Source organism: Pseudomonas sp. UTLPPB19802 (assembly GCF_059730225.1).
Genome location: NZ_AP048545.1, coordinates 4,734,821 through 4,749,065, shown reverse-complemented (window position 1 = coordinate 4,749,065; position 14,245 = coordinate 4,734,821). Strand labels below are relative to the sequence as shown.

Annotated in this window: 21 protein-coding genes; 12 read left to right on the top strand and 9 right to left on the bottom strand. The window is 61.0% G+C overall.

Annotation, left to right across the window (positions count from 1 at the left end; genetic code table 11):
- Positions 1-8: 8 nt before the first annotated feature.
- Positions 9-752 carry an SDR family NAD(P)-dependent oxidoreductase gene (locus AC6I6U_RS20485; RefSeq protein WP_497877849.1) on the top strand — a complete coding sequence of 248 codons (744 nt, stop codon included), beginning with the start codon at positions 9-11 and terminating at the stop codon, positions 750-752.
- Here AC6I6U_RS20485 and AC6I6U_RS20480 read toward each other — a convergent pair.
- Positions 729-983: a hypothetical protein gene (locus AC6I6U_RS20480; protein WP_497877848.1), complete on the bottom strand. Its 255-nt coding sequence runs from the start codon at positions 981-983 to the stop codon at positions 729-731. The two genes, AC6I6U_RS20485 and AC6I6U_RS20480, sit on opposite strands and share 24 nt — an antisense overlap.
- An 89-nt stretch (positions 984-1,072) precedes the next feature.
- Entirely contained in the window at positions 1,073-1,321 is a 249-nt protein-coding gene (locus tag AC6I6U_RS20475; protein ID WP_497877847.1) for a hypothetical protein, read from the bottom strand.
- Between the two features lie 159 nt (positions 1,322-1,480).
- On the opposite strand from AC6I6U_RS20475, the gene AC6I6U_RS20470 reads away from it, so the two are divergent.
- Positions 1,481-2,293 (top strand): AraC family transcriptional regulator, encoded by an 813-nt coding sequence (locus AC6I6U_RS20470; protein WP_497877846.1) that lies wholly within the window; start codon positions 1,481-1,483, stop codon positions 2,291-2,293.
- A gap of 120 nt (positions 2,294-2,413) precedes the next feature.
- Here the strand turns inward: AC6I6U_RS20470 and AC6I6U_RS20465 are convergent, their stop codons facing one another.
- The gene (locus tag AC6I6U_RS20465; RefSeq protein WP_497877845.1) at positions 2,414-2,950 is read right to left on the bottom strand and encodes a hypothetical protein; all 537 of its coding nucleotides are present in this window, start codon (positions 2,948-2,950) and stop codon (positions 2,414-2,416) included.
- A 137-nt stretch (positions 2,951-3,087) separates the two neighbouring features.
- Here AC6I6U_RS20465 and AC6I6U_RS20460 point away from each other — a divergent pair, with 137 nt between their 5' ends.
- The 3 genes from AC6I6U_RS20460 (at position 3,088) to AC6I6U_RS20450 (ending at position 4,762) form a co-directional block, all read left to right on the top strand.
- Positions 3,088-3,375 (top strand): hypothetical protein, encoded by a 288-nt coding sequence (locus AC6I6U_RS20460; protein ID WP_497877844.1) that lies wholly within the window; start codon positions 3,088-3,090, stop codon positions 3,373-3,375.
- A 223-nt stretch (positions 3,376-3,598) separates the two neighbouring features.
- Positions 3,599-4,027: a methyl-accepting chemotaxis protein gene (locus AC6I6U_RS20455; protein ID WP_497877843.1), complete on the top strand. Its 429-nt coding sequence runs from the start codon at positions 3,599-3,601 to the stop codon at positions 4,025-4,027.
- A 21-nt stretch (positions 4,028-4,048) separates the two neighbouring features.
- The gene (locus AC6I6U_RS20450) at positions 4,049-4,762 is read left to right on the top strand and encodes a methyl-accepting chemotaxis protein (RefSeq protein ID WP_497877842.1); all 714 of its coding nucleotides are present in this window, start codon (positions 4,049-4,051) and stop codon (positions 4,760-4,762) included.
- 72 nt (positions 4,763-4,834) lie between these two features.
- Here AC6I6U_RS20450 and AC6I6U_RS20445 read toward each other — a convergent pair whose 3' ends face one another.
- The gene (locus AC6I6U_RS20445; protein WP_497877841.1) at positions 4,835-5,560 is read right to left on the bottom strand and encodes an SDR family oxidoreductase; all 726 of its coding nucleotides are present in this window, start codon (positions 5,558-5,560) and stop codon (positions 4,835-4,837) included.
- 112 nt (positions 5,561-5,672) lie between these two features.
- On the opposite strand from AC6I6U_RS20445, the gene AC6I6U_RS20440 reads away from it, so the two are divergent.
- Entirely contained in the window at positions 5,673-6,467 is a 795-nt protein-coding gene (locus AC6I6U_RS20440) for a LysR family transcriptional regulator (protein WP_497877840.1), read from the top strand.
- Positions 6,468-6,510: 43 nt separating this feature from the next.
- On the opposite strand, the gene AC6I6U_RS20435 is transcribed toward AC6I6U_RS20440, so the two are convergent.
- From AC6I6U_RS20435 to AC6I6U_RS20420, 4 genes are all read right to left on the bottom strand, one after another.
- Positions 6,511-6,873: a TIGR03745 family integrating conjugative element membrane protein gene (locus AC6I6U_RS20435; RefSeq protein WP_497877839.1), complete on the bottom strand. Its 363-nt coding sequence runs from the start codon at positions 6,871-6,873 to the stop codon at positions 6,511-6,513.
- A gap of 38 nt (positions 6,874-6,911) precedes the next feature.
- Positions 6,912-7,151 (bottom strand): TIGR03758 family integrating conjugative element protein, encoded by a 240-nt coding sequence (locus tag AC6I6U_RS20430; protein ID WP_497877838.1) that lies wholly within the window; start codon positions 7,149-7,151, stop codon positions 6,912-6,914.
- Entirely contained in the window at positions 7,148-7,417 is a 270-nt protein-coding gene (locus tag AC6I6U_RS20425) for an integrative conjugative element protein, RAQPRD family (protein ID WP_497877837.1), read from the bottom strand. The genes AC6I6U_RS20430 and AC6I6U_RS20425 overlap by 4 nt, the downstream gene beginning before the upstream one ends.
- Before the next feature lie 215 nt (positions 7,418-7,632).
- Positions 7,633-8,058: a helix-turn-helix domain-containing protein gene (locus tag AC6I6U_RS20420; RefSeq protein ID WP_497877836.1), complete on the bottom strand. Its 426-nt coding sequence runs from the start codon at positions 8,056-8,058 to the stop codon at positions 7,633-7,635.
- 69 nt (positions 8,059-8,127) lie between these two features.
- Here AC6I6U_RS20420 and AC6I6U_RS20415 point away from each other — a divergent pair, with 69 nt between their 5' ends.
- The 4 genes from AC6I6U_RS20415 to AC6I6U_RS20400 all read left to right on the top strand — a co-directional run bounded on the left by AC6I6U_RS20415 (position 8,128) and on the right by AC6I6U_RS20400 (position 11,319).
- Entirely contained in the window at positions 8,128-9,354 is a 1,227-nt protein-coding gene (locus tag AC6I6U_RS20415; RefSeq protein ID WP_497877835.1) for an MFS transporter, read from the top strand.
- A 281-nt stretch (positions 9,355-9,635) separates the two neighbouring features.
- Complete coding sequence (locus AC6I6U_RS20410) at positions 9,636-10,022, top strand: hypothetical protein (RefSeq protein ID WP_497877834.1); 387 nt, start codon at positions 9,636-9,638, stop codon at positions 10,020-10,022.
- The gene (locus tag AC6I6U_RS20405) at positions 10,006-10,809 is read left to right on the top strand and encodes a hypothetical protein (protein WP_497877833.1); all 804 of its coding nucleotides are present in this window, start codon (positions 10,006-10,008) and stop codon (positions 10,807-10,809) included. The genes AC6I6U_RS20410 and AC6I6U_RS20405 overlap by 17 nt, the downstream gene beginning before the upstream one ends.
- An 84-nt stretch (positions 10,810-10,893) precedes the next feature.
- The gene (locus tag AC6I6U_RS20400; RefSeq protein ID WP_497877832.1) at positions 10,894-11,319 is read left to right on the top strand and encodes a hypothetical protein; all 426 of its coding nucleotides are present in this window, start codon (positions 10,894-10,896) and stop codon (positions 11,317-11,319) included.
- 117 nt (positions 11,320-11,436) lie between these two features.
- Here AC6I6U_RS20400 and estP read toward each other — a convergent pair whose 3' ends face one another.
- A complete protein-coding gene (gene estP, locus AC6I6U_RS20395) occupies positions 11,437-13,359 on the bottom strand; it encodes an esterase EstP (RefSeq protein WP_497877831.1) in 1,923 nt (640 codons plus the stop codon).
- A 331-nt stretch (positions 13,360-13,690) separates the two neighbouring features.
- On the opposite strand from estP, the gene AC6I6U_RS20390 reads away from it, so the two are divergent.
- Both AC6I6U_RS20390 and AC6I6U_RS20385 read left to right on the top strand, forming a co-directional pair.
- Positions 13,691-14,002: a hypothetical protein gene (locus tag AC6I6U_RS20390; RefSeq protein WP_497877830.1), complete on the top strand. Its 312-nt coding sequence runs from the start codon at positions 13,691-13,693 to the stop codon at positions 14,000-14,002.
- 108 nt (positions 14,003-14,110) lie between these two features.
- Positions 14,111-14,242 (top strand): hypothetical protein, encoded by a 132-nt coding sequence (locus tag AC6I6U_RS20385; protein ID WP_497877829.1) that lies wholly within the window; start codon positions 14,111-14,113, stop codon positions 14,240-14,242.
- The last annotated feature ends 3 nt before the right edge of the window (positions 14,243-14,245 follow it).

Sequence of the window (14,245 nt, the reverse complement as noted above, 5' to 3'; positions counted from 1 at the left end):
AGCCAGTCATGGCCAGACTCAACGGAAAAACTGCCATCGTCACGGGCGCCGGCCGCGGCATTGGCCGAGCCATCGCCAAGCTGTTTGCGGCGGAGGGCGCGAAGGTGGCTGTACTCTCGCTGACTCCTGCGAACGTGGACGCAGTCGTATCGGACATCACCGCCGACGGTGGCACGGTGCTGGGCGTGCCCTGTGACATCGGCAGTGCCGACCAGATCAATGCGGCTGTGGCCAAGGTGGTGGCCTCCTACGGTGGCATCGACATCCTGGTGAACAACGCCTTCGATCCCGCTGTACCGTTTTCCTCCGTCCTGGACCTTTCGGTGGAGCAGTTGCAGCGCAATTTCGAGACAGGTCCCATCGCCTACCTGAGGACGATGCAGGCGAGCTATCCCTATCTCAAGGCCAGCGGAGAGGGACGTATCATCAACTTTGGCTCACTGGCAGGTGTCACTGGCCTGGTGGGGTATGGTCCCTACAACATGGCGAAGGAGGCCGTACGGGCCCTGACCCGAACCGCTGCGCGCGAGTGGGCAGCCGACGGGATTACCGTGAACAATGTCCTGCCGGTTGCTGAAACCTGGGGGCCGGAGGCCAACGTACCGGCACCGACCAATCCGCTGGGGCGCTACGGGTCACCGGAGGAAGACATTGCACCGGTCGTGCTGTTTCTGGCCAGCAAGGATAGCCAGTTCATCACCGGTTCGAGCCTCACTCCCGATGGTGGCTCAATCATCGACAGCGCCCGCTGACACGATTTCATAGGTCAGGCCTTTCTCCCTGAACATGGCCCCCCACACGATGTCGCCGGGTCGTGGCTCACACACCAGTTGTATCGATCTGCCCTCTGGCCCGTCCCATAGCTGCAGGACACGCGCAATATCCCCCGGCGCGGCGTCTCGGGAGCTGATCCAGTCCGTGAAAGTGATCTCGGCCAGGTCGACCGTGATGAGCTTGAGGGTGTCGCCAATGGACAGTTTCATGGGGGTTCGCTGCTGAGTGATAAAAGCAAGGGCCTTGCTGGGAGTACGCTGGAACAAGGCCCTTTGCGCATTTTGCCACCGTTGATGCCTCAGTTGGCGTCGACCAACGCGCAGAGCCGAGCATCCCTGATGGCAAGTACGTCGAACAGGCCCAGGGCGCGCAGCGCAGGAAGAGCCTCGACTATATCGCGCTCCGCTTTCGCGCGTTCCTCATCAGAGGTTGATGCAGACCAGGTCCTCGCATTGTGCAAGAACGCCGCCACTGTGCCCTTGCGTATGTTAAGGCCGGAAAAATCGGTGCTGTTCACGTCGTCTGGCAGAATGTCACTGGCTTTCATGGGCTTCTCTCGTCGGTAGGTGATGGATCTCGAAACCTACTCTAGCGACAGGCAGTTGGCTTGACTGCCGTAACGATGCCTACCTATCCTGCGTTTGAGCCAAACCTAAACCACAACGACTTCCTCATTCACACACCGCCCACTGTGCAGGCCCTTCGGATGTCCTCTCCGCTTGTCGTCCCGGAACTGATCACCCGCCTTGCTGCGCATGACATCCTCGCTGTTTGCCAGCGCAGTGACGCGATACGTGAAACACCGACCCATAGCCATCCCCAGGGGCAACTGCTTGGCAGCTCCGAAGGATTGATCGCGGTGGTAACGTCTGCCCAGCGCTTCGTGATACCGGCGACTCACTCCATCTGGTTGCCGCCGAACTGTGAGCACGCTTTCCGATCCTTCGGCGGCTTTTCAGGCTGGTCGGTATACGTGGCGCAGGAGGGTTGCGCCGAGTTGCCTCTGCATCCAAAGATCATCAAGTCAAACAACGTGTTGTTATCGCTGATCGAGCGCGCAACGTGTTGGACGGGATCTGTCAGGTCGGGCCCTGAGCAGAGATTGGCGAGTGTCATCATCGATGAAATCTCGTCCTCCCCTGAAGAGCCGCTTGGGCTACCCATGCCCCAGGATCCACGTCTCCTGCGAGTCGCCAATGCTTTACTCGACGACCTGTCGAGCATCAGCGGGCAGAGGTCGTGGGCGGACTGGGGACAAATGTCGACACGCACGCTTGCGAGAAAATTTGTCGCTGAAACCGGGTTCAGCTTCACCTCATGGCGCCAGCGGGCACGGGTTCTGCGCGCCATCGAGCAACTGTCACACGGAGAATCTGTAACCAAGGTTGCGCTCGACTTGGGTTACGAGAATGTCAGCGCCTTTATAGCCATGTTCAAGCGAGTGCTGGGCGTGACGCCGCGGCGTTACGTCGAGGGGACAATGCCGTCGATCATTGGGCCTCAAGTGGCTGATCTGTAAACGCCAGTGTGAGGCAGGAGGAGGGCAGGAGAAAAAAGGGCAGGCCGCCGGGCTACGGTCCAGGCGGCCTGCCTTACCGGGAGCGATTACGTTTCGAGGATCTCGATCCGGTTCTTTTTCCTAGAAGTCGAAACGCTGGTCAAACACCGTCTGCTCGCCCACTGTCACGGTGCATTGACGGGCTACTTCAACCGGCATCACTTTGCCCAGCAGCGGAGCCAGCGACTTGTAGAAGACCTGATCGCAGGCGTCGTCCTTGGTGAAGGCTTTGGCGTTACCGTCCGCGTCGGCGGTAATCCGGCAGCCTGTCACCAATTCAGCAGGCAACGTGTTCAACGACACAGTCTTGGAGCCGGAGCCCTGCAATTCCATCAGCTCGTTGCATGTGCCTTTGGCCGATCCTTCCTTGATGGTTTTGGTAAAGGCGACGCGTTGGTAGTCAGTTCCGGTGAACAGCACCTGGTTGTTGACCGTCACGCGGTATTGCGAGGGCTTGAAGGCGATGGACTTGATGCAGAACTGCGTGGTGACCGGTTTTCCATTGACCTCGGCTGTGGCCGTTTTGCATCCTGGGGTGGCCTGGGTGAACGTGGTATCGGGAGAGCTGGCGCAACCGGCCAGCGATAGCAGACACACACCGAACAGCATTTTTTTCATGGGACATCCTGTGCTCGAACATACCGCCTCCAGCGGACGGCTTCGGGCGCGCATCATACCAGCGAGACTGGGGCCAAACACCTTGGTTGCCGTAGCGCTCATACGTTACCCTCGCACCGAACCCTGGACGATAAAAGATGCTTCCGACCCTCCACAAAGCAGCGAACGGACATCTGTCGCTTGACTTCAACGATTGGCCAGACATGTGTTGGCTATCGCTGGAAGAAGAGTTGACGACACGCCGAGGATTCAAGCATGTGGGCTCAACGGTCATAGGCATTGATGAAGAAATCCATCAAGGTTTCCACTGTGCCGAGTTCCATCTCTCTGCGGGCTGGGACCATTGGTCCGGTCGTTATCTGCTTTCAGATTCAGCGGCGGGCGATATTTTTCTGCAAGGTCTATTCGATCAGCTCAGCGCCTGACGGATGACGGAGGCAGATCAGCCTACTGGCTTGTCTCACAGGAGCAGGAAGCGGGCAATCTCTCCACGGTACCAAGAAAATTCACCCTCTATGGAACCGTCATTTTTGAGTGGTGCCAGTTTGGCATCATGAATGACGGCATCCGCTCTGGCTCCGTCGTTCATGCGGTGGCGCGCAGCGTTCGCGCCATCTCATACATTGACACTGAATGGCGGAAATCTAGATGGCGGGAGCAATCACACGTGGGTTGGGTAACATCAGTGTACGGGCAAAACTGACACTGGGCTTTGCGACGGTGCTTGCGTTGACTGTCTTGATCGCCTTCACCGGGTGGCAGGGGCTGGCATCGCTCAGTGAGCGTGGTGAAAAGTTGATCTCGATTTCCATCCTGAACGAGAAAGCCCGAGACATGCGCATTGCGCGGTTGTCCTACGCCCTCAAGCCCGACAGCGAACACGCCGCAGCCGTACTCAAGGCTATCGATGGAGTGGATCGGCATATCGATGAGGTCAAGGCGCAGCTGGAAACCCCGGAGAGCTTGCGTTGGGTGGCCGAGGCCGATCGTGCCCTGGACCAGTACCGGACGCATTTCAACGACTTCGTCCAAGCCATCGGCGCGGCGGGCAATGGAGAGCGTGCGGGGCAGGTGTAGACCGATCAGGTGGCTACAGCCATGAGCGAAATGGTCGCCACCGTGCAGGAGGTGGCGCGCAATGCCGAGCAGGCTTCCCAGGTGGCCTTGAGCGCGAGTGACGACGCCCGCAACAGTGATGAGGTGGTGGCGCAGGCCATGACCCAGATCGAACGGCTGGCGGTGGAAGTGGGGCACTCGACCGAGGCCATGGCCGAACTCAAGCGCGAGAGCGACAAGATCGGTACGGTCCTCGACGTGATCAAGGCCGTGGCCCAGCAGACCAACCTGTTGGCGCTGAATGCGGCCATCGAAGCTGCCAGTGCGGGCGAGGCCGGGCGCGGGTTTGCCGTGGTGGCCGATGAGGTGCGCAGCCTGGCCCAGCGCACACAGGCCTCCACCGAAGAGATCGAAAGCTTGATCGGTGGTCTGCAGAACGTCACGGGGCAGGTGGCGGTGACGCTGGACAACAGCCGTACCTTGACCGACAGCAGTGTCGAACTGAGTCGGCGTGCCGGCACGTCCCTGCTGAACATCACCCGTTCGGTGGCCTCCATCGAGTCGATGAACCAGCAGATAGCCGCAGCCGCCGAACAGCAGGCGGCCGTGGCCGATGAGATCAACCGCAGCGTCCTGAGCGTGCGCGACATCTCCGAGCAGACGTCGGCCGCCAGCGAAGAAACCGCTGCGTCCAGCATCGACCTGGCGCGCCTGGGCGTCCATCTGCAAGGCCTGGTCGGTCAGTTCAGGCTCTGAGGACGGCCGCGTCGGCAGTCACGGCGTCCTGGTCGTCAGGGAAGGGGCCTTGATCGGGTTGCAGAACCCTGGTCAGGCCTGCTGCCGAGTCGCTGCCAGCACGATCTCGCGGATACACACGCCCTGCGGCTGCTGGTACGCATAGCCGATGGCGTTGGCCACGTCCTCGGCGCCGAGTACCTTGCCGCCCATCTCGCGCTTCCACTCCTGGTAGCCGCTCTTGATCGCCTCGTCGATGGTGTGGCTGAGCAGTTCGGTCTCCACCGCGCCGGGTGCGATGGTCACCACGCGCACGTTATGTGGCGCCACTTCCTCGCGCAGGTTCTCGGAGATCGCGTGCACCGCGAACTTGGTGCCGACGTAGGCGACGTGGTTGGGGAAGGTCTTGCGTCCGGCCACGGAACTTACGTTGATCAGCGTACCCTGGCGACGCTCGATCATGCCCTGGAGGACGGCGTGTACGCCGTTGAGCAAACCCTTCACGTTCACGTCCAGCATGCGTTCCCACTCGGCCGGGTCCTGTTCGGCCATGTTGCCCAGCAGCATCACGCCGGCGTTGTTCACCAGGGCGTCGGCCGGACCGAACTGCTTCTCGGCCTCTGCCACGGCGGCCAGCAGTGCCGCACGGTCGGTGACATCCACGGCACGGCACAGCGCATTGGGCAGGTCCAGCGCTTCCAGGCGCTCGATGCGGCGGGCGAGCAGTAGCAGCGGGTGGCCCTGTTGGGCGAAGAGGCGGGCGGTGGCTTCGCCGATACCGGAACTGGCGCCAGTGACGATGATCAGGGGCTTGCTCATGAGGGTTCTCCTGCAATTGGAAATATGGATGCCTGGACGTTGAGGTGAAGTATATTTAGCCCGGCAGAGCCTGAAAAATGGCTTATTCCTTTGCCTGGTATCGGTTATTCCTATGGATATTCGACAGCTGGCCGCCTTCGTCGCGGTCTTCGAAGAACGCAATATCACCGCCGCGGCGCAGCGCCTGTTCGTCAGCCAGCCGACGCTGTCGGCCACGGTGCGGCAATTGGAAGACAGCCTCGGCACCGAGCTGTTCGTGCGCCAGGCGCGCGGCGTGGACGTAAGCGAGGCGGCGCGGACGTTGTATCCGCGCGCCCGGGCTTTGCTTGCCGAGGCGGACGGCTTGCGCAACCTGTTCCGCCAGGCCTCTGCACGCCAGCCGCTGCACTTGGGGGTGGAGGGCGATATCAGCGCCGGGCAGGTGGAAAGCTTCATCGCGCTGGCGCGGCAGGCCGTGCCCCATCTGCAATTGCACCTGGAAACGGGCTGCGTCGGTGATGCGCGGCTGGCGGTGGAGGAGTTCTGTTGTGAGGACGAATTGTTCGTTCCGGTCTGGGATGATCCCTACGTGCTCGCGCTGCCACCGGGCGTAGAGGCGGCACGGGCGGTTGGCTGGATCACCTGTCCGACACACCCTTCGCACCAACGCCTGATGAGCGCCTATGGCAGTGATCCTGTGGTCGCCCAGGCGGGATCGCTGGAACTGGCCCAGCGGCTGGTCAGTGCTGGCGTGGGCGCGGCGATCCTGCCGTCGTCGCTACTGGCCGGTGCGCCGACGGTGCACAGCGCCAGCCTCAATCTACCGCTGCCGGTACGTCGTATCGGCCTGTGTCATTCGGCACAGGCACTGGAGCAGCCGGCGGTGCGGGCACTCTACGACTTTCTGCGAGCCCGCGGGGCAGCCTGAGTTCGCATCAGCGTGGCGCTAACCCAGGCAGCGCGGGTTTGAATCAGAGCACCTCGGTTGCCTTGGTCAGCAACCAGATGCTGATTACCAGCAACAGGGCACCCACACCGCAGGTCAGGCCGAACTGGCCCCAGGTCTTCTTGCCGTTCTGCACCTCAGAATAGGTGCTGTAGGCGTGATAGGCCACGCCGCAGAAGGTCGCGGCGGAAATGCCCAGGGCGATCAGTGAAACGATGTCGTAGCCATAGTTCTGTAGCGTCTGGATGAGGCCATTGCCGTCGCCACGGCTGGGAGCCTCGATGCCAGGCAATGCGGCCAAGGCCAGCGTTGGGCAAGACGTGGCCACCGTGAGGGGTACGCGCCTGAACAGACGATTGAGCGATTTGAGTGAGGATTGGATCTTCATCAGGGATGCCTCCATGGCGGTGTACGAAACGGGAAACCTCAGTGCAGTACCAGGGCGGTGAGCAGGATGTAGATCAGGCTCACCTTGACGATCAGGCTGAAGAGCCTGCCCTGGGACAGTTGACCGGTAGCCCAGCCGCGGTAGCCGGTGGTGATCGTCCAGGCGGCAAGGACCAATGCCACGGCCAGCACCAGCCCGGACAGCAGGGTGGTGCTTTCTTCAGGCGTGAAACCACCCATGGCCTTAAAGGCTGTCACCTGCGATGCACTCATGCTCATGGCGAGGATTCATCGGTGTGGGTGTAGTGGCCGGTCAGTTCCGGCAGCGACCGTGGCTGGGCACGCGCTGGCGTCAGGTGATCCTCGATGCCTTGGCGAACCAGCTCCAGTTCGGCAGAAAGGCGGACGTAGTCAAAGGTGAAACGGGCGTGCTCGTCAGTGGGCAAGGCGGCACTGGCGTGTACCTGCTTCATCATCGAGTCCAACTGGCGCAGCAGGCCGGCCAGGTGCGTGCGCTCCTGGGCCGTCGGTTCGGCTTGTACCATGTCGGTGGTGAAGCTCGCTGAGAGTGCGATAAGGCGAAGATGTCTCAAGGTCAGGGGCATGGGTGATCCGCTCGGAGAGTGTTCGCCGAGCGTGCCGTAGGAATCCATGGAGGGCAGCAGGAAAACAGGAACGGGGTCGGTGAGTTTTGGTGAGCCGCACGACGTATCGCCTGGCTCGTTGAGCGCAAATCCCTCTCAGGGTTGCCTGGTCGCCTTCACGGATGAGTTTTTTTCTTCGCCCGCTTGATATCGCGTTTGACTGCCACCTCCACAAGTCGCCGGAAGGTGGGGCATTCCATGTGTGACGGGACAGGGCAGTCGGCAACATGACGAAGCGTATCGCGCAGCGCCGTCAGCTCGTGGATCTGGCGATCAATCTCGTCAGCCTTCTGATGCAGCAGCGGGCGCGGCAGGTCCGGCCGACGATCCTTGCCGAACATGCCGGCGATCTCTTCAAGCGAGAAGCCCGCCGATTTTCCCATCGAAATCAGCTTGAGCTGCAAGAGCACTTCGGGCGCGAACTGCCTGCGCAGCCCATGCCGACCGATGGAAGTGATGAGCCCCGCTTCCTCGTAATACCGCAGCGCCGAGGGCTTGAATCCGCTCTTCGCCGACACCTCTCCAATATCCAGGGTTTTCATGCTTGACCTCAAGCTGACTTGAAGTTGCAAGCTACGTTCTATTCGGGATTTTGCAAAGAGGGCAAGCTGATGAAGCAGGCGCAATCACTCGCATCGACGAGAACACCCACGGGAATCACGTTCACTCTGGCGCTGTCGATGTTGCTGACATCGCTCGGTACCAGCATCGCCAATATCGCGCTACCAACGCTGGCCCAGGCGTTCTCGGCTCCCTTCGTTCAGGTGCAAGGGGTGGTCGTCGCCTATCTGGCGGCCCTGACGCTCTCGGTCGTGATCGCCGGCCGGCTTGGGGACCGTCATGGCCTGAAGCCGATGCTCCTGGTCGGGTTGGCTGTCTTCGGCATTGCCTCGGTGCTATGCAGTGTCGCGCCCAGCCTGTGGCTGCTTGTGGGTGCGAGGGCGTTGCAGGGGATCGGCGCTGCTTTCCTGATGACGCTGGCCATGGCGTTGATGCGCCAGACGGCAAGTGAGGCACACATGGGGCGCGCCATGGGCCTGCTGGGCACCGTCTCGGCGCTCGGAACCGCACTCGGCCCTTCGTTTGGCGGGCTGCTGATCGAACTGGCAGGGTGGCGGAGCATCTTCTGGGTCCAGTTCCCACTCTCTTGCATCGCCCTTGTCCTGGCCTGTGTGACGCTGCCGGACGATACCGGCAAGGGCACCACTCCGTCGGCAAGCCTGGGGCCGATGTCGGGTTGGAGCCTGGCGCCAAACCTGCTCGTCAACTTCCTGGTGGCTGCGGTCATGATGACGACGCTGGTGGTCGGTCCCTTCTACCTGGGTTTCGGTCTGGGCCTGAAAGCGGCCCAGGTCGGGTTCGTCATGGCGATCGGCCCCGTGATCTCCATTTTCAGCGGGGTTCCCTCGGGACGCCTCGTCGATGCGTGGGGCAAGGGGCGTGCGCTCGCCACGGGGCTTGTCCTGTTGGCGGTGGGCGCCTTCCTACTGGCGTTTCTGCCGAACATGATTGGCGTCGCTGGCTACGTGCTGTCCCTCATCGTCCTGACGCCGGGCTATCAGCTCTTCCAGGCGGCCAACAACATCGCCACGCTGGCGGATGTGCCCAGGGAACGGCGCGGTACGGTGTCGGGGCTGCTGAGCCTGTCGCGCAATATCGGCCTGATCACCGGGGCATCGGTGATGGGCGCTGTCTTCGCGTTCGGTGTCGGAACGCAGGTGTTCGATCACGCCGACGCGCTGGCGATCGCCGCAGGCATGCGCCTGACCTTCATGCTGGCGGGTGCGATGATGATCTTCTCGATGGTGATCGCCTTCGGGCGCGGATCCTGGCGGTAGCAGGCAGTTGGAAGGGCCCAGGTGTGCTCAGGTGGAGATGGAACAAGCTGCATATCGACAGGCCTGTCACCGCAAAGAAATGGAGTCAGGGTTGGAGCAGCGTGGCTGGCGGTCTCCGCTTCGAGAAGCCCCCGACCTCTGGCTCCTGGACATGAAGAGCAATTTTCCCTGGGCTGCGACACAGTGGGCGTCGATGGGGGAGCTATCTGCCTTCAGGTTCCTGACGGCCCTGACGAACTGGCCATAAACCGTTGTTGGGCGGGGACAGGATCGCACTGAAATTGAAAAATCTGAAAATTTCTCGGCGCCAAACGTCAAATGAATGGCTGCTAACTGATACCTGGGAAGTGGGTATAGGACACCCCGGTGTCAGGATAGTTGTCCTGCTTCCGGCCCTCGGTTTTGCCGAAGACGAGTACATCCGTGCCGATCGCTACTTCGACGAGGACTGGAAGGTGTCGAAAAGCGAGGTCAAGGTCCTGGACAACATGCCCGCACCGACCAGCCAGCAGGGTTTCGGTTTCTGCTACGGGCACTCTGCCGCGACGGTTTTCAACTATCACAATTGCAAGGCGCTCAAGGTCGCCGACTGCAGCAAGCAGGACGCCAACCTCCTGGCCGCGCCGCTGGGGGGCGGTCTGGGGCCGGACAATGCCCGAGTACAATGACGGTCATTACAACTTCAGCCCGGTCAATGAGCTCACCGAGGGCGGCAGTTCGATTCTGGCGTTGTTCAACACGGCAGTCATTCGTGGATCGGCGATCGACCAGGAGTGCATCAACGAAAAGGCCTTCCTCGGTGATCGCTACGTCGAGGACGGGAGTATTTCCGAGGCGTCGGTGGCCTCCCAACGCGAGCTGCTGGGCCAATTGGAGGTGTTTTACCGCAAGTACAAGGGTCAGTTCGCCACCACGGCCGACATTCCGGCGCCTGTCATGGCCGAGTTGCGGCAGATCGTGCCCACCGTGGATAACCCGGCGCTGGCCTCTGGGCTCAATGGCGAGAAGTTCGGTGAGTTCTTCTATCGGGTGATGATTCCGGATCGCTGCAAGCGCCTGGTCAACCATGCCCTGTTCGAGACGGACATGAAACTGGCCGAATACCCCGACGATGACAACAAGAGCCGCACCTACGAAGGCGCGATGGCGGTGATCAAGAAGGCCATCAACGGCGGTTCGCCGCTGATCCTCGAAGTGGAATGTGCGCTGAAGAAGAAAGGCGCCAAGGGATGCAGCGCGGACTACGCCCATTCTTATGTGATCTATGGCTACGCCAAGCTCTGCGAGCCCGAGGGCGAGTGTCGCTACGGCCTGCGCCTGCGCAACAGTTGGGGCATCAGGCAGGATGCCCTGGACCGTGAACGCTGGTACAGCGCCGAGCCACTGATTGCCGCGACACGCAAGAAGGGCTCTGTCCTTGGGTGGCTGATCCCGAGGCCGAAGAAGGTTGAGTAAAGAGCCTTTGGCTTAATTTTCTGCAAGTCCGGTAGACTGCGGCGGTTGACCGGGTTGGCCGGTCATGTCTTCAGAACTGGAATTATGGACATCAGTACACCTCAGGTAAGAAACACTTCACGCCCAGCACTGGTCATCTTCGCGTCAATCTACTGTCTGTTCATCACGTTCAGAATTGCCTATTGGACCGTCAGTGAAGGCTGGGACCTGGCAAGGACCGGGGATATTGCGTTTATCATGCTGCTTGCCCCTCTACTGACCTGTGTCCTGCTGGTCACGGGCAGTCTTCTGCTCTGGGCGCGTAGCGCAAAATCCCCGTGGTACCTCTTGGGTGCACTGCTTTTGGGGCTGACGCTGGTACCGCTGATGTCGCCTGGGATTTTCCCGGTCCCGGCCGGCATGTATGCGGTAGTTGCCTGGTACGTTCTGCCAGCCGCGGTACAAGCCGCGCTGCTGGTTGCGGTTTGGGTCTATAGCCTGCGGCTGCGTCGAGCGGATTACTACAAGTAGGGCGCCGAGTTCGAAGCCCAGCCTTGCGCTGGGCTTTTGCCTCTGGAATCAGCCCTTGGAATCCCAGGAACCGTTGCCAGGCTGAATGCTTCATCAGCTACGCCGAACAGCCAGGATTCAGAAATCCAGGCTCACCCCGACACTGATCCCTTGCTGAGTCAGGTTATCCTCCTTCCTCACGTTATACGCCGCCCGCAGTGCCAGTTCCTGAGTCAATGCGTGGCTGACGCCAAGGCTCAGGCGATCTGAGTTGCTGCGTGGTGTATAGCCTTCCAGCTTGAAGTCGATTCCCTGCACGCTGTTGAGTGAGATATCGACCTTGCGGGTGTCATTGTCGAATTCGTGCTCATGGGCCACCTCGCCAAACACCTGGGTTTTCGAGGTGATGCGATAGCTGCCCTGTAGACCGGCGCCCAGTCGCCTGGAGTTGTGTCGCTGGTCATCGAACGTCAGTGCGGTGGAGCGCTCGTCCTTTTCCGAATAGCCATCGACTTCGACCCGCGCATAGTCGGCGCTGATGAAGGGGGACAGGTGCCAGTCGCTGCCTGTCGCGGCAATGTCATAGCCCAGGCGGCCGCTCACGGCCCAGAGCCAGCCATCGGTGTCACCCTTTTCGGAGCCTTCACTCCCCCCCAGGGTGAACTTGCGCTTGAGGCTGTCGAAGTTCAGCTTGCCGCCGGTCAATGCAGTGTCGGCCCACCAATGGTTTTGCCGATATTGCGCAAAGGCGGTGCCCATGTAGCTGTAGAGCTTGTAGTCAGAGTCACGGGCGCCAGCTTCGAGCGTCTGGCGATACAAACCGGCTGCCACACCTACCCGCCAGGCTTCGTTGAACCGGTAGCTGCCGCCAATGTTCAGGTTGTAGCCGCTGCCGTCGCCATTGGCCGAACTGTCCCGGTCATCGAAGTCCAGGCGCTGGCCACCACCGGCGGCGATCATCCGCCATTGGCCGACGGCTTGCCAGTGGCCGTTGTCGGCTTGCCACTGGTTACGCAGTTCGTCCTGGTGGGCGCGCAATGTGCCTTGGGCCATCTCCGGCAGGAGCGTCACTTCCCAGGGGGCCGACAGGATCGAATAGGCATAGTCGGCAATCAGTTGCTGGCCGGTGACGGTGGGGTGGACCGAGTCGTTATAGAGCAGCTTGGTCGGGTCCGGGTTGGTGCCGCCAATGCCATAGACCGGGTTGGCGGTACAGCCGTCGCCGCTGAAGCAGGTACCGACGAGGTTCTGATCGGTAGCCAGGCCAAAGCGAGCAGGGTCGGCAAAGGTCTCGTTGAGCAGCAGCGCGATGTTCAACGGGATGATCTGCGCGTCGATCTGCGACAGTCGTTGTATCAGCGTCTGGTTGAAAACCCGGCTCAGGGCTGAACTGGTGGCCTGCAATGGGGTGCCGTTGAGCCCGGGTGTCAGCCCTGGGTCGGGCAGCATCCACACCATGATGTAGCGCGCTCCGGCTTGCTGCAGGGCCTGGACGCTGTCGGCCAGGCGTCCGCTGGCGGCTGCGGCCTGATCCGGGTTGAGCACCAGCCCTTGCAGGAAGTCGTTGCCGCCACCGGAGAGAAAGTACAGTGCGTTTGGGTCGGCCCGTCCACCATTGGCCGGCAGGTAGCCCAGGCGGCTGCGTAGCACGGTACCAGGACTTGGGCCGCCGGGTGGAATCGTGGTGTTGGAGACCGAGGTGATCGAATCCAGGATGTTGTCGGTACGGTAGCCGCCGACGGCCCAGTTGTTGCCGTCCGGCAGGCCCTGGGCTGCACGAACCGGTGATGTGGAGGCATTCAGGTCGTTGGCGGCAACGCCCAGCTTCATGCCCAGCAAGGTCGAGGAAATCAGGCCGTAGTCGCCCTGGAAGGTGGGGCCGGTGCGGTTGGTAAAGCGATAGGTGGCGCCACTGGAACCATCGGGAAACTGGCCTGCATCGGCCAGGCTGTCGCCAAACACCACCATGGTGGAATAGGGGGAAGGGGCGGCAAGTACCTGCGTGCAGGCCAATGCGAGGAGACAGCCCGCAACCGGGGCGAAAACATTCAGCTTCGACATGAAAAATCCCTTTAATAGATCTTCTGTAACGAAGCTGATACTAGTGGACCCATTTCAGGTAAAGCTCTTTGGGAGTGCAGTTGCTGTCCCGATTTTCGGTGTATGCAGCAATTCTGGACGGCGCCCACCAAGGCAAGCGGGGGAGATTTACATCGCTCCTGCCTGGCTCGTTTTGGGGCTGCCGAGGAGTGCGCCGACGGATCGTACGAGAGTAAAAATGCTCTCTGGCTCCTGCTACAGACCATAACGACTAGTCCTAAAGAATGGTGGAAGTTCGGCCCGCTGCCTGCTATAGCTCAATGACAGCAAGGGCTGTGCAAGAGGGGGCAAAATGAACGTTTCGCTGATCACACGACTTGTTGCCGGTCGCGGCACTGGTGCCGTCACGTATGACATCCTGCAAAGCGCAGCACCGGTTTTTCTCGAAGAGACCGAAGACCAGGATGTCTACCGCGTGGTACTTCGCTGGGGCGACTTTTGCCATATCAAGGATGCGCCTTGCTTCGGCGGCTTCGATGCGGAGCTCGCCTCAGGTCCGGTTATCTGCGGCGAGGTGATTGGATCTATCTCCGACCATGCGGCTGCCGGAGACAACTCCCCCGATCTCCTGGTGCTTAGCATCATGGCGAAAAGCGCTGGTTGAGGTTGGCGAAACCCACGATGCATCCATGCCTGTAGCCGGACGTATGCTTGCGTCGTTGGCTCATTGTCCGGCTGGATCATGAGTCTCATATCCTTCATGCTCCCGGTCATGTCGACCAATGCTTTTGTCACGATCATCATCGTCGCTTCCGCGATTGGCCTAGCCGCCATGCTCAGGGTGACTGTCGGCATGATGCTGGTCGGTGCGACGATTTTCTACGAACATTTGTCAGCGGTGTGATCA